This window comes from Nostoc sp. CHAB 5836 (assembly GCF_020829445.1).
Lineage (GTDB): Bacteria > Cyanobacteriota > Cyanobacteriia > Cyanobacteriales > Nostocaceae > Nostoc.
Genome location: NZ_JAIVFV010000179.1, coordinates 1 through 13,474, shown reverse-complemented (window position 1 = coordinate 13,474; position 13,474 = coordinate 1). Strand labels below are relative to the sequence as shown.

13 protein-coding genes are annotated in these 13,474 nt (G+C 41.9%); 6 read left to right on the top strand and 7 right to left on the bottom strand.

The genetic code is table 11. The features are described 5' to 3' along the window. Positions 1–26: 26 nt before the first annotated feature. The 3 genes from LC605_RS26215 to LC605_RS26205 all read right to left on the bottom strand — a co-directional run bounded on the left by LC605_RS26215 (position 27) and on the right by LC605_RS26205 (position 3,638). Positions 27–3,038, bottom strand: coding sequence for a Tn3 family transposase (locus LC605_RS26215; RefSeq protein WP_229550426.1), 3,012 nt, complete (start codon positions 3,036–3,038; stop codon positions 27–29). A gap of 161 nt (positions 3,039–3,199) precedes the next feature. Then, positions 3,200–3,415 (bottom strand): transcriptional regulator, encoded by a 216-nt coding sequence (locus LC605_RS26210; RefSeq protein WP_229550425.1) that lies wholly within the window; start codon positions 3,413–3,415, stop codon positions 3,200–3,202. Positions 3,416–3,494: 79 nt separating this feature from the next. Then, entirely contained in the window at positions 3,495–3,638 is a 144-nt protein-coding gene (locus tag LC605_RS26205) for a hypothetical protein (RefSeq protein WP_229550424.1), read from the bottom strand. Positions 3,639–3,935: 297 nt separating this feature from the next. Between LC605_RS26205 and LC605_RS26200 the strand changes: the two genes are divergently transcribed. Beyond that, entirely contained in the window at positions 3,936–4,973 is a 1,038-nt protein-coding gene (locus tag LC605_RS26200) for a DUF4429 domain-containing protein (RefSeq protein WP_229550423.1), read from the top strand. 186 nt (positions 4,974–5,159) lie between these two features. On the opposite strand, the gene LC605_RS26195 is transcribed toward LC605_RS26200, so the two are convergent. Continuing rightward, complete coding sequence (locus LC605_RS26195; protein WP_229550422.1) at positions 5,160–5,384, bottom strand: hypothetical protein; 225 nt, start codon at positions 5,382–5,384, stop codon at positions 5,160–5,162. Between the two features lie 168 nt (positions 5,385–5,552). On the opposite strand from LC605_RS26195, the gene LC605_RS26190 reads away from it, so the two are divergent. The 5 genes from LC605_RS26190 to LC605_RS26170 all read left to right on the top strand — a co-directional run bounded on the left by LC605_RS26190 (position 5,553) and on the right by LC605_RS26170 (position 11,248). Continuing rightward, complete coding sequence (locus LC605_RS26190) at positions 5,553–6,308, top strand: ParA family protein (RefSeq protein WP_229550421.1); 756 nt, start codon at positions 5,553–5,555, stop codon at positions 6,306–6,308. Then, positions 6,305–7,465, top strand: a complete 1,161-nt coding sequence (locus LC605_RS26185; protein WP_229550420.1) for a ParB/RepB/Spo0J family partition protein — start codon at positions 6,305–6,307, stop codon at positions 7,463–7,465. Before LC605_RS26190 ends, LC605_RS26185 begins: the two co-directional genes overlap by 4 nt. Positions 7,466–7,618: 153 nt before the next feature. Next, positions 7,619–7,858 carry a hypothetical protein gene (locus LC605_RS26180; protein WP_229550419.1) on the top strand — a complete coding sequence of 80 codons (240 nt, stop codon included), beginning with the start codon at positions 7,619–7,621 and terminating at the stop codon, positions 7,856–7,858. Then, complete coding sequence (locus LC605_RS26175; RefSeq protein ID WP_229550418.1) at positions 7,855–8,244, top strand: type II toxin-antitoxin system VapC family toxin; 390 nt, start codon at positions 7,855–7,857, stop codon at positions 8,242–8,244. Before LC605_RS26180 ends, LC605_RS26175 begins: the two co-directional genes overlap by 4 nt. A gap of 133 nt (positions 8,245–8,377) precedes the next feature. Beyond that, positions 8,378–11,248, top strand: coding sequence for a DEAD/DEAH box helicase (locus LC605_RS26170; protein ID WP_229550417.1), 2,871 nt, complete (start codon positions 8,378–8,380; stop codon positions 11,246–11,248). A gap of 28 nt (positions 11,249–11,276) precedes the next feature. On the opposite strand, the gene LC605_RS26165 is transcribed toward LC605_RS26170, so the two are convergent. The 3 genes from LC605_RS26165 to LC605_RS26155 all read right to left on the bottom strand — a co-directional run bounded on the left by LC605_RS26165 (position 11,277) and on the right by LC605_RS26155 (position 13,318). Continuing rightward, positions 11,277–12,200, bottom strand: coding sequence for a nucleotidyl transferase AbiEii/AbiGii toxin family protein (locus LC605_RS26165; protein ID WP_229550416.1), 924 nt, complete (start codon positions 12,198–12,200; stop codon positions 11,277–11,279). Further along, a complete protein-coding gene (locus LC605_RS26160; RefSeq protein WP_229550415.1) occupies positions 12,184–12,597 on the bottom strand; it encodes a DUF6088 family protein in 414 nt (137 codons plus the stop codon). Before LC605_RS26160 ends, LC605_RS26165 begins: the two co-directional genes overlap by 17 nt. 151 nt (positions 12,598–12,748) lie before the next feature. Continuing rightward, a complete protein-coding gene (locus tag LC605_RS26155; RefSeq protein WP_229550414.1) occupies positions 12,749–13,318 on the bottom strand; it encodes a site-specific integrase in 570 nt (189 codons plus the stop codon). Between the last annotated feature and the right edge of the window lie 156 nt (positions 13,319–13,474).

Sequence of the window (13,474 nt, the reverse complement as noted above, 5' to 3'; positions counted from 1 at the left end):
CAGAAAACCGGGATAAGCTTTTCCCCTCAAATTAATTCAAAATCTTCGCGAGTATTTGGGTCTCTTAGAGGACGTAGTTCTCCGTGTTCTATGGTTTCTGCCAGAGAGAAATAATACCGCCCCAACATATTTATGTGCTTACGTCCTAGTGGAGACAGTCGGACAATATCTTCAGGCAAAACCTGTTGGTCAAGAGAACGCAGCTTGGAGATTGCCGCATCCATATAGTAAGTATTCCACAAAACAATCACGTTAACAACCAAACCCAAAGCTCCTAATTGCTCTTCTTGTCCCTCACGGTATCTTTGACGTAATTCTCCCCTTTGTCCATGAAAAACAACCCTCGATAAACGATGACGACTTTCGCCACGGTTAATTTGGGTAAGGATGCGTCTCCTGTAACTTTCATCATCAATATAGGACAGCAAGTATAAAGTTTTAGCAATTCTACCCAACTCAGCAATAGCTTTAGACAAGGTTGAAGTAGAGTTGCCTCGTTGCAAAGAACGCATTAATTCTGTTGCACTTACAGTTCCCAACTTGAGAGAACCAGCCACTCTCAAAATGTCATCCCAGTTGTCCGCGATTAAATCGATATTTATTTTATTTCTTGCAAGTTTATCAAGGGCACCATAGATTGCAGTATCATCTAATCGCCAAAATCTTGTATCACCTAGATCCGCAATTCGCGGGCTAAACTGGTAACCGAGCACCCAAAATAAACCAAATACTAAGTCACTATAACCAGCAGTGTCGGTCATTATTTCAATCGGGCGCAGACTGGTTGTTTGCTCTAACAATCCAGACAGTAAAAATAGAGAGTCTCTTATTGTACCAGGAATGACAATACCGTGGAAACCAGTGAATTGGTCGCTGGTAAAGTTGTAATAAGTAACACCTCGACCTACACCAAAATATTTACTGTTAGGTGCTGCATTAAGAGTTCTCACAGGCACACTAAACCGCAAACCATCAGCGGACGCTACTTCCCCACCACCCCAAATCTGTGCCAAGGCAATACGGGTTTGGGCATCAACAAGTCTGGCATTAGCGCGGATCAGAGTTTCACTACGAATATAGTTTTGCTGTACCCAAGACAACCGCCCACGAGTTAAAGCAGGCACTTCTGGGCGTACCAATGGTTCCAACCCAATATTACAAGCTTCTGCCAGTAGCACTGCACAAATACTGATATGCAAGTCTTTTACACGACTTCCTGCTTGACTTAAATGCGTAAATTCTTTGGTCAACCCAGTTTTGGCATCAATTTCCAGTAACACTTCCGGCAGGTCAACTTTTGGTAGCATTGCTGCCACTTGACGGTTTAAAATAATTAAACTGGGTGGGTCAACCAGCTTGTCCAACGGAGTTAATACTAAATGCTCCTTATCGTCTTTAATTTCAATTCGTACAGCCGCATTATCTTGAAAATTAGCAGCGGTGCGATGATAGGCTTCATCAAGTCGGGATTGAAGAATTGATTTGGTTTGCTCAAAGGTTGGTTCTAGGTCTAAAGTACGGCAGATAGCTGCACGTTGTGCCGCCCACGCCTCGTCAGATAGGAGTTTGACACGAGGGTTACAATAACGCTGGCTTTTGACAACAAAAACATCGCGGCGACGTAAGGCTGACCGCAGACACTGGAGAACGCAAAACGTGTAAGCCTTGCGGTCGATTCCCCCTGAAGCGTTTATAACTAGCCGTGACCAAGCTTTGGTCACAACTTTTAAGGGTGCAGCGCTCATCGACGGTCGTGTAAAACCCTCTATAGAGCGTAAAAAATCGAGGGCTTCTAGAATTGGTGTTGCTGAATCCATCCCGGAGAACTCGATTTTTTCTAATAAGATTGGGAGAAAAATACGTACATACCGCCAACGAGACAATATTGTATCTAACAGTTCATCTCCATCCGGACGCGCCAATAATTTTACTTTCTCTACTGCCTGGACTAACAGTTCGGAGCTAACGCGCTCAAAGGCTTCTTCCCTCACTACCGAGTCTTGATAATCAGTATCAAGCATAACTTCCACAGCTTCTGCTAATCGTAATGCAGCTGCATCCAAATCTTTCAATGTCCGTAAACGTTCTTTTTCTCCTTCACGCTTTGACTTTGCCAATAAGCCCCGAATTAATAAATCTAGCAAGTCAATTACATCATCGGTGGCTGTATATTCAAGTTCATGCGTGAATGCTAACAGAGTGGCGACTCTTTTCGCGTCGGGCATTTTAGAAATAAGAGCCGCTCTCGATGCTGCTGCATTCCGTGCCAAAAACTTGATTCTTGTTGTTGGTATGTGAGATAAATCAATACCTCCAACACCGACGGAACGTATTTCTTCTAAGCGGTTGATGGCTGCAACTAGAGATTTGGCATTTACTTTATTGGGAGAATGACGCAATCGGTCTAATGTGGAATAACGCTGGTCTTCTGGTATTAATAGTAACTTTTCTAAAGCAACAATTTGTGTTTTCGACGGAAGTTTAGATAAAATATTCCACAAACGGTTGGCTGCTCGTTCCCTGACGGATGCAACTAACCGCGCCAGAACACTTACACCTGGTAAAAGAATTTTTCTTTCTACCAGTCGAGCAGTAGTTAGGTCAAATAAAAGACTTTGAGATTCCGTACCAAGGCTAGACCTTTGATACAACCAACGTACCAATTTCCAATGGGATGGTTGAGCGTGAAAGTCTTGGTATCCGTAGCGTTCTTTAATTAATGCTGTATGTTCCCACCTAGTTTCTGCTCGAGCGTAGTTCTCTAAACAACTCGTATCATTAATACCAAATTGCGTTGCTAAATAATTAATCACGACCATTGGGACATCGATTGGGTTTGTTAAAAACGTACCTAAAAAGCGTACAGTACATAACTGCAAAGCCAAACCCAATCGATTGTGATTGCCTCGTCGTGCTTTTATGAGTTGTAAGTCAGTATCATCTAAATAAAAATATTTTGCCAGTTGTTCAGGTGTTGGTTCTCCTGCATAACGACCATATCTTTTTTCTTGCTCTGCGCTTAAAAATTCAACAGGCATTTATGTTAATATTATTACATTATAATTATTCAGCTTGCTTGTAAGATTCCCCGCAGTATGGACAATACTCTTGATAGTCAAAATCTGGGTTGACGCTGCAAAGATGCTCTCTCATTAGTCATAAATTACACTAAGTATTGGAATGATTGCAGGTAAAACTCTTAGGACAACTCACCGCCGCGAGTGAATATTTCTATCACCTCACTTCGAGTTATATGGTTTTTATCTCCTATCTCGTAAAGTTTTTCCCAAGCCTCGTCCGTCAGGCGGATAGACCTTAACCGTTTTTGAGAATTGGAGTAATCTGTTTCAAATTTACCATCTGGTGTCCGAGGTCGTCTTTGGGATTTCTGTCTTGTTCCGGAGTACTGATCCATATTTCTATGTATATACATGGTAGGATCATTCTAGCATGTATATACATCGAAGGAGGGTTAATTTTTCAAGACTTTTTTCTTATCCCGGTTTTCTGTTCCATTGATACTCACGCCCCATGTAAAACTCACCACGATAATGTTCAGGTAAAATACGTGCATTATTTTTCCAATCATTATCATCAGCTTTGAAAAGAGGTGGAAACTTATCATTTTGGCTAGTCATACTTAATGCACTTTAAATCTTGTCTTACTGTAATAACATAAGCGATAATAATTCGTCATATCCGTCTTGTAGCTAACGAAAACTAAGTATATTTGACGGCGTGGGTGTGCTAACGACTTGTCACACCCACGCCGTCATTATTTTACGAAACACTACTTCGTATATAGGAATTCGGTTTGATTTTGTGCGATCACTTTAAACTTTCTAGCCTAAACAATTCTGAAAATGTTCCTTGTGGCTGTAAACAGGGAATCCTGAGATAGAAGATATTATTTCAGGTTTTTGGATTTATTGGTTATGACACAGCTGAATCTTTTAGAACTTGCTAAACAGGGAGATGCATCGGCGATCGCATCTCTGATGAACCGTCAATTACAACCCAAGGGTATCACAGTAAAAGTAGCGCTCAAGGATGCTTGCTTACAGATAATGCTAGAATCTGCCCAAGTACCAAATCAGCAAGCCTTGGTTGCATTTGTCCGCAAAGGTATAGTTGGCTTAGGTGCTGCATCTATTGAGAGAGTAAAGATTTACGGACGACAAACAGGTGAGGAATTTCCAGCTTGGAACCAAGAGTTTGAGCTAGTAGTACACGCTAGTTCAACGCCGTCTCCTATCAATACTGATTCAACTTTCTCTAGTGACCAGAATCAACAGCTAGAGTCACCTGTAGTTACTCATATAAATTTGCCATCGAAAATTGCGCCAGAAAACCTAAGAGATAATAATATCTATTACGAAATTGAAGGCAGTAACGGTCAAATTCGATTAATTCATAACCGTATAATCATTTCAAGGAAAGGAGCAACCGCATTTCTAACTCAAGGGCTTAAAGGTGATAAAGAAATTCCTCTAAGCCGAATTACAGCTATGCAATTTAAGCGTGCTGATGCCTTAACAAAAGGGTACTTACAGTTTTCTATCCAGGGTGGTATTGAATCAAAAGGTGGAGTATTCGCGGCAGTGACAGATGAAAATACTATTATGTTCACTGAGTTAGAGCAACCTGAATTTGAAGAATTAAAGAGATATGTCAATAGTGTAATAGATGCTGAACCTATTGATTTTGATGAACTTAGATTTTTAGAACTTAAAGCACTTAGGATTAAAAAAAATCAAGAGCAAAAAGAAGCTATAGAAAAAGTAACAGTAACTAATAAAAAAAATGCTAAAAAGGTAATTAAGCCAATACTTATAGTGGCCGTTGTTTCCTATATTGTTATGTATTTTAGCCCAGATGATTCTGCTCTCAAAATTTTGTCTGCATTACTACTCATAATAAGTGGTGGATCTGCAATTATAGCTGGGATTGTAATTTTAGATGATCGAGGTTAAAAAAGTCAGGCTCAAATCAAGTCAATCCAGAACTAAAAATCGTTGAACAAGTGTTTGATAGCTTGGGTTTAATGACTTGGAAATCATTTGCCAACAACCGCCTGCCCTTGTTAAACCTTCCAGTCGTTCAGGAATAAAGGTCAGCCGGGATACCCGATTGACCCCTAGTACGCCCAAACTTAACCTTTAGCAACTAACCCCTGAACTACTCCAGATACCAAAGCTTTGACAATTTCGCCAAAAATTGGACGAAATATTGAACCAATAACCCACTCCTAACAACTCTTCAATCAACGCTTCTACTGCATCAACTTCTGCCCAATTAATGTGGTTCTCCAGTTGACCTTCAGCGTGGCAAGCAATCAGGCTAGTATCCAAGCGAGAAGCAAAAGGTTCAGTTTTGATGCTCATGCCGTAATTCCAGTGAACGCAACAAGGGGGTCTTCACTGGAATTAGAGGTTTACCTACGGATGAATTGTATATTGGTGGTGAGATTTACCCAAAACAAAAATAAATATTGCCAATTGACTGTTCCCCGTTATCTTAGGTTGTAATGGTGCAGGTAAACCAACTCACTTATGAGCCGAATCATCGCAGTTTTTAATCAGGCGGGAGGTGTTGCCAAAACCACCCTTACCCAAAACCTGGGCTACCACATAGCACAACTGGGTCATCGCGTCCTGCTCATCGACATAGACCCCCAAGCCAGCTTGACTATCTTTATGGGCTTGGTTCCAAGAGAGATAGAGCAAACTGTCAACAATGCCATTGTGGATGAACAACCTCTGCCAATTCTTGAGGGGATTCACGGCATGGATTTAGCACCTGCCAACATCTCTCTCAGTACGGCAGAAATGCAATTGGTTAGTGCTTCCATGCGCGATTTTCGCCTGAAAGAAGCTATCGAACCAATTGAATCAGATTATGATTTTATCTTAATAGATTGCCCTCCCAGCTTAGGGCTACTCTCTTACATCTCCCTTGTAGCTGCTACCCATGTTCTCGTTCCCCTAGAAACCCATTTCAAAGCCTTTGAGGGAACAGGCGAACTCTTAAAAACGGTTGCTACAGTACGTAACAAACCAAACCGCAAATTGCAAATAGCCGGATTTGTGCCTACAAAATACGATGCCCGTAACTCCCAGGACACTCGTACCCTAGCAGCCATCACCGAACAGCTAGCAAGCGCCGGAACTGTCTTTGCCCCCATTCCTCGCTCTACTGCTTTTGTTGATGCTTCAGAAGAACGAATGCCCCTTGCAGTTTACGAACCAAAGCACCCATCTGTCGCCATCTTGAAAAAAATAGCCGTTAGTTTAGAATCTTTAAAATGAGACGCACTACTAAAGCCAGCCAGCCTCTTAAAAGCAAAATTGATGTACCTTGGGACACCACAGGCGTAGTGAATGCTGGTTCTCCCCAATCCATGCCGTTAGACCAGATTGTTCTGCCGCCTAATCAACCGCGTCGTTACTTTGATTCTGAAGCATTAAAGCAGTTAACTGAATCCATCAAACAGCATGGCATACTGCAACCCCTGCTGGTACGCCCCCTTGATGGAGAAAAACACGAATTAGTAGCAGGAGAGCGACGCTATCGTGCTGCCTTAAGTATTGGATTGAAAGAAGTCCCCGTCGTCATCAGAGAATTAGACGACAACGCAGCTTTTCAACTTGCGCTCATAGAAAACTTACTTCGAGAAGACCTTAACCCAGTCGAGGAAACCGAAGGGATTTTGCAACTGCTGGCTCTCAAACTAGGTCGAAACGTTGAGGAGATTCCGCCGTTACTGCGCCGCTTGCAACACGAACGCAAAGAAGCGGCTAATTCTTCCAATAACGTTATTGGAAAAACAGAATTAGACTCAGAGCAAGCTGACAATCAGGTGATTGTCAAAGATGAAGATGAAAATTTTTATGCTCATAATAATGTTATTGGGAAGGATGAATCCGAGAAATTAGACGCTGAAAATAACGTTATTATCCAAGAAGAATTGGACTCAAAGGAAACTTCCAATAACGTTATTGGAAAAGACGCAGATGATAAGGAGTCAGACTCACCCCCAGTAAATCCAGACCTAAAAATCGTTGAACAAGTGTTTGAAGGTTTAGGCTTAATGACCTGGGAATCATTCGCCAACAACCGCCTACCACTGCTAAACCTTCCAGAAGACATCCTTTCAGCACTACGCAAAGGAACACTGGAGTACACCAAAGCTAGAGCGATCGCCCAGATTCAGAAATTAGATGAGCGCGTTGTCTTTTTAGAACAAGCTATTGCCAACAACTGGTCTTTAAGCGAAATCAAACAGCGTATTAGTGAGAAGAAAAGCCCAAACTCTAGCCCAAACACCGAGTCTGACCATTACAAAGAGCGCTTTAATACTGCAACTACCAAACTAAGAAAGTCGCGTATTTGGTCAGATCCTAAGAAGCGCAAGCAAATAGAAAAACTACTTGCACAACTGGAGACGCTGACAAACGTTGAGTAAGCTCAAGTTGCCACTGCTCCCCGGTTCTCTCGAAATCATGACTTACGCAAGTTACGGCTAACAAAGTCAGGGGAGCCAAAGCGCCATAATAAAAAGACTAGAGAAAGTAAGATCCGTTTCTCTTTTTCTCCATTAACAAATAGGAGTAGTAAGATGGAAGCTCATAAAATAGAAGCTGTTTTAACGGAAGATGGAACTTTGATGCTACGGGGCTTACCTTTTCATGCGGGGGATGCTGTGGAGGTGATTATTCTGTCAGCTAAAACTCCACAACTTCAAGGAGCAGCGCCTATCCAACCAGACACAAATCTCTATCCAATGCGCGGTAAAGTAATCCGTTACGATGATCCAACAGAACCCGTTGCCTTAGAAGATTGGGAAGTTTTGCAATGATCATACTTGATACACACATCTTGGTTTGGTGGGTTGATGATAACTCCAGACTAACTACAAAGTATCGGGAATATATAGAAGAATATCAATCTCAGGGTTTGGGAATAAGTATTGTTTCTTGTTGGGAAGTCGCCAAATTAGTCGAAAAAAAGCGACTGGTTTTTTCTTGTTCGGTTAATGAATGGCTGGAAACAGCTTTGGCTTATCCCGGAGTACAGCTATTAAATTTGACGCTACCGATAGTGGTTGATTCAACTCAATTAAGTGGATTTCATAGTGACCCTTTTGACCAAATTATTGTAGCTACAGCCAGAAATTATGGGTGTCCAATGTTAACTGTTGACGCGAAAATTCTTAACTATTCTGGCGTGGAAACGCTTTCATAACGTTTTAAGCAACTATAATTGTGAAAACTGTTGTGGAAAACTGCTGACTACTGCGGTATGTTTGCGACAAACGAGAAAAAATATTAAGTTAAGGAGAGTACCAGTTAGTGCAGTCTCTCCTACAAGTGTTCCCATGCTAGAGTCAGAAAAACTTATCCAGATAGTACAATCCTGGTTAGGCTATATCAGGTTAGAAGAACTGACTCAAGCTGAGGTCGAGCGTTCTTCAGATATCTATTCAAAAGTAGTAGATAAGGGAGTGCAGCTTGTTGGCAACAAGCTACTGTTAGATAGCGAAGTATTTACACAATTCCAGCAACAGCAGCAAGCAGCTAAAAGAGGGAACAAAAATGATGTTCAGATGGCTGTTGCTTTCCCACAAATCTATATAATCAACGGCAAGGGCAAAGACCAAAAGCTGAAATACCTGCCTCTGTTCACAATTGATATTTCACCCATCTTTAAAGGTAATTACCGCAAATCTGGCTGGGACTTGACCGAGTACGAGTTTCAGCCAGTGGTTGTTAATTTGATGCGGCTGTATGGGCTAGAGGAGGAGCAAACCGAATCACTGATTGTTGCGTCAGGAATTGGAAAATTTTTAGAAGATACATTTAAAGGAAGATTCCCAACGCTTCGAGACTTTCTTGAACTGGTGGACTTACCCGAAGGAAAATACAAAACCTCTCGGCAACCTTATTTGCTACGCTGCGACTTTACACCCTATAACGCCCTTCTCAAGCAAGACATACAGGAAATATTCAAGGAGCTTCAACAACCTGACTGTAATAGCGAATGGCTAACTGAAACTCACCCAGCCATGCAGTACTTATGGGGAGAGCCACAATCACCTAGACATGAGGTGATGTTTTGGGGAGCTTTCCCCGACCATGCGCCTGATGAATTTCAAGCGTCTGTCCTGAAACACGCCCAAGAGAACTTACTAACTGCTGTTTGTGGGCCACCGGGGACTGGAAAAACAGAAGTGTTTCTGCATCTCGTAGCACAGCAAGTAGTGGATCGAGCGTTACGGCTTGTTCGCGGTGAAGATGATGCAAATAATTTAATACTTTTTGTCGGCACTAATAACAGTGCCATTAAAAAATTTCAACAACGACTGACAAAGAATTCTCCTGCTCAACAGTTTTATCTTCCTGGTGGCAACCAAACTATTATTCGTAAGGAAACTCTACCCAAACTGCAATCAAGCCAAGATTGGCTGCGTAATGCTGAATTTAATCAAGAGTCTTGGGAGCAAGCCAAACTCGAATTACTGCAAGCAGAGAGTGAAATTCAGCAACTCATAGAGCAAGACCACTTGAATACTGCTCAAAAAGTTACTGATACCGAACGGCGATCGCAATTGGATGTAGAGATCCAATCTCTCAATAACGATATTGCTGCCAAGTCTTCTGAGTTACAAGCCCTAGCTGAACAGCTATCAAGTTTGTCAGATTATGCAAATTTTCCCATTGATGCCTACCAGCAGATACAAGAAGCTTTAACTCAGGCAGAACGCGAATTACCAAAAGAGTCTGACTCCATCACAAAACGCGCCTTAAACTGGCTGAATGCTACTACGGATCAGCGAATTTTCCGCCGGTTGGCTTTGCGAATCAACGCTGCTGTTCTAAATACCTTGGCTTCCTCACATCCCTTTCAGACCCCCCTTGACCCCCTTAGTTTAACCGCAGCCCAGGCTTCTGTTAACCAAAAACTAGATTTTTCACAGCAATGGCAGAATCTTAACCGGGGAGTAACTGAAATTCAAACCCAGCTAGCAGTTTTAAATAAAGAACTAGAGTTAAAACTTTTCAGACATCAACAAATCCAAAAACAAATCGATAGTTACCCGCAAGGGGATTTCTACAATCTTTTTTACCGCGACCACCACCAATTACAGCTAGAACTGTTTCAACGTGCCTGGGCGTTTCTATTGCAAGAAGTTCTCCGACGCAAGGAGAGCGTTATGAGGGCATTGTCAACTTATGGCAGCGTCTTAACAGGAGACGGAGAGGCATTACTCAAACTGTCAACAGATGGTGATGCTATCTACCGTGACTTGAGTTTGGTTTTCCCCGTCATTAGCTCCAGTCTGCAATCAATACGTAATATGCTGCCAATTCTTCAACCCAATAGCGTTAAGCTGGCACTGGTGGACGAAGCAGGTACAACTCTTATACATCAATTATTTCCCTTGCTGGTGCGATCGCAACAGGCAGTAGTGGCTGGCGACCCCCAACAAATTGAGCCAATCGTAAACCTTTGCGACGATACCATCAAACAATATCTGAAAACCGCCTTTCTGGATCGGGGCATGGGCAATGAAGACTACTATCGCTATGCCCCCACTGCCAAATACACAGCTACCGCTTATCACCGCGCTGCTGGCTCTAGTGGCGCAGAAGGCGACTTAGGCAACGGCATTATCCTCTCTAATCATTACCGTTGCACCCCACCCATTATTCAGTTTTGCAGCCCCAACTATCCCGGTGGTCTGCAAATCCTTTCAGGTGATCAGCAGACTGCAACGGTCAAGCATCTGCTGGCTTACCACGTTGAAGGAAGCCACACCCATAATACCAATCCAGAAGAAATTGATGCTGTAGAAACTATAATTGCGTCCTTGCTAAAACATGGGTACTCTACTAACTCGGATGACAACTCAAAAACAATTGGGGTGATGTCACCGTTTTCGCAGCAAGCTAACGCGCTCAAGTATCGACTATCTAACCGTTGGCGAAACTTTTCTTGGGATGATATTGGCACAGTTCACACCTTCCAGGGAGGAGAGAAAGCAGCTATTATCTTTTCTCCTTACCAGTGCCACCAGGAGCATAGTTTTTGGTTCCTTAACCGGAAACCTAATTTACTAAATACCGCCGTCAGCCGCGCTAGGGAATTATTTATTTTGGTGGGCAATCTTGATGAATTAAAACGAGCTGGTGGCGAAACCAAACGACTTGTTGAGCATATTGAGAAAAATGGAGAAATTCGTTCTTAGTACAACGTAGCTACTACTTAACATTTTTTTATTTAATTATGCTAATTATGCTTTTAACAGCGTCTATAGCTTCACTAAAAGTTGGGCATTCGTCTTCTATAGCGTAAGACATTCCTGTGACAAATTGCTGATATTCATTAGCATACAAAGAATCATTTTCTAGTGTTAGCAGCATTTTTTGCAACAATTCAACTTCGGAGTTGGCTAGTGATTTAATTCTTCCTCTGTCGTTATCTATATCTTTTCGCATCACACCAACAACTAAATCTGAAAAGCTGGAATAATTAAAAATTACGTCTTTTAATGCTGTTAAATCATATAAATGGCGAATAAGAGATGGATCATCTTTTTCACTACCTCTGTTTCTAGATAACACTCGCCAAGTTAAAGCACTTAGTTTCTCTGCTGCTGTTTCTATGGGTGAAACACAAGCCATTAAAGGAACCTCTGGTGGTTGATCCATTGCTTGAGCGATAAAAGACTGTAAAGGTCTTCGTTCAACAGGCAAGGTAGGCAAAATAAAATTAACATCTAACTTTATATAAGGACGAAGTGCCGCAGGTATCTCAAAATTTTCTTTGTAGCGAATATTACAAGTGAATTTGCGATTTTCATTTTCCGGTTTTGGTTCGCCGGACAATGACCATTCTGAACTACTTCCACGGATTACTTCAACAATTTTGTTTCGGTAAGTACTACATTGTTTTCGTGTAGGATTTGCTTCAGGCAAAATTACTTTGAAATCAAGGTCTTCCGAAAAACGTTTAATAAGTTTAAACCCTTTTGACAAGCTAGTTCCTCCCGAAAAAACTAACTGCACACCAAAATCATTGACAGCGATCAAGGATGCAATTATCCGCATAGCGTACCAATCCTTCTCAACAAACGAAGGATCAACACCAAGATCACTGGCAATAATTTCTAGAAGATTTGGTTCAAGAAACGTATTCAAAGGTTACATATTTACCGTCGTAACCAATTTTACGTGAAACACGTCCTTTAACGCCAACAACTCGTCCGGTTGGAACTTGCGTTGTACGTCCTTGATTGTAAGCTTGATCATAGCTTGATGCTACAACCTCTATCTGTAATTTATTTAGAGCTTCAGTTGCTAGTTCACGTAACCCTCTACGGGGAACTATACGCTTTGACAAAGGAGAAAATGCAGCTTTAGCGTAAAGCCCATAACCAATTTTTACGATTTTACCTTTTTTTACTAATTCCTTAAGACTACGCCCAATTTGAGTGTAGCTAGCAATGTCTACAAAATCTTTACGCATAAAGACATCACGATCGCTACTGTCAATTCGACGAGTGATTCTACCTTCTACTGTGTTAGGGGTTTTCATCTTTTTAGTCTCCCCTGACGAGGATTAAGTGAAGTAATAAAGGCTTACTCGGAGGTTTAATGGCTTTAGAAGGCTTACAACATAATGATAAAGCAGGTTTGTTGAATTATGTAACTTAATTCAACAATAGTATTCTTTTCTCTCTGGTAGTTTAAAAATCCAAAGCAGAGATAGCGTTCTGCTTCTGCTTCTCAGTCACCCCCAAATAACGCTCCAAAGCCGCCAAAGTCCGATGCCCCGATATCTCCTGAATATGGCGCAACGGTATCCCCGCATCGCTCATCCGAGTTAACGCCGTCCTCCTGAAACTGTGCGTACTCACCCCCTCAATCCCCAGCCGCACACAGGTATCTCTGAGAATTTTATCAGCGCTGACCTTGTGAATATGTAAGAGTCCATGCCTGCCGGGGAACAAAAACTCTTTACGGCGATTGGGGTTGTACTCTTCTAAATATTGCTTGAGCTTGGGATGCACTTGGATTTCTCTGGTATCTCGCTTGCCTTTGGTGTTGACGCTGCGTAATACTAGAACTCCTCTGACACCATTGCTGCCAAACACATCTTTCACTGCCAAAGTGCAAGCTTCGTTGATCCGGCAAGCAGCATAAAGGCACACGCCAAACAAAGCGCGATCGCGTGGGTTGACAAACCCCTCGTTAAATAGGACATTGATTTGATCGGGCGTGAGGATCTCTGCCCTGCCGAACCGGTTTATTTTCATAGGTTCTAGCCTACATTGTCTAACCGCAATAAGTACCTATGCAAAATAAATTGTATATTATGGAAATAGTAATGTAAAATATCTTCTTGGTCACAAGAAGGTCAAAAAAATGCGATTTATTAAAGATTTAACTATTGATACAATCAAATTACTTAA

Excerpts from the sequence above, each read along its gene's own strand:
- LC605_RS26215 (WP_229550426.1), bottom strand. The coding sequence starts at position 3,038 with ATGCCTGTTGAATTTTTAAGCGCAGAGCAAGAAAAAAGATATGGTCGT.
- LC605_RS26210 (WP_229550425.1), bottom strand. The coding sequence starts at position 3,415 with ATGGATCAGTACTCCGGAACAAGACAGAAATCCCAAAGACGACCTCGG.
- LC605_RS26205 (WP_229550424.1), bottom strand. The coding sequence starts at position 3,638 with ATGACTAGCCAAAATGATAAGTTTCCACCTCTTTTCAAAGCTGATGAT.
- LC605_RS26200 (WP_229550423.1), top strand. The coding sequence starts at position 3,936 with ATGACACAGCTGAATCTTTTAGAACTTGCTAAACAGGGAGATGCATCG.
- LC605_RS26195 (WP_229550422.1), bottom strand. The coding sequence starts at position 5,384 with ATGAGCATCAAAACTGAACCTTTTGCTTCTCGCTTGGATACTAGCCTG.
- LC605_RS26190 (WP_229550421.1), top strand. The coding sequence starts at position 5,553 with ATGAGCCGAATCATCGCAGTTTTTAATCAGGCGGGAGGTGTTGCCAAA.
- LC605_RS26185 (WP_229550420.1), top strand. The coding sequence starts at position 6,305 with ATGAGACGCACTACTAAAGCCAGCCAGCCTCTTAAAAGCAAAATTGAT.
- LC605_RS26180 (WP_229550419.1), top strand. The coding sequence starts at position 7,619 with ATGGAAGCTCATAAAATAGAAGCTGTTTTAACGGAAGATGGAACTTTG.
- LC605_RS26175 (WP_229550418.1), top strand. The coding sequence starts at position 7,855 with ATGATCATACTTGATACACACATCTTGGTTTGGTGGGTTGATGATAAC.
- LC605_RS26170 (WP_229550417.1), top strand. The coding sequence starts at position 8,378 with ATGCTAGAGTCAGAAAAACTTATCCAGATAGTACAATCCTGGTTAGGC.
- LC605_RS26160 (WP_229550415.1), bottom strand. The coding sequence starts at position 12,597 with ATGAAAACCCCTAACACAGTAGAAGGTAGAATCACTCGTCGAATTGAC.
- LC605_RS26155 (WP_229550414.1), bottom strand. The coding sequence starts at position 13,318 with ATGAAAATAAACCGGTTCGGCAGGGCAGAGATCCTCACGCCCGATCAA.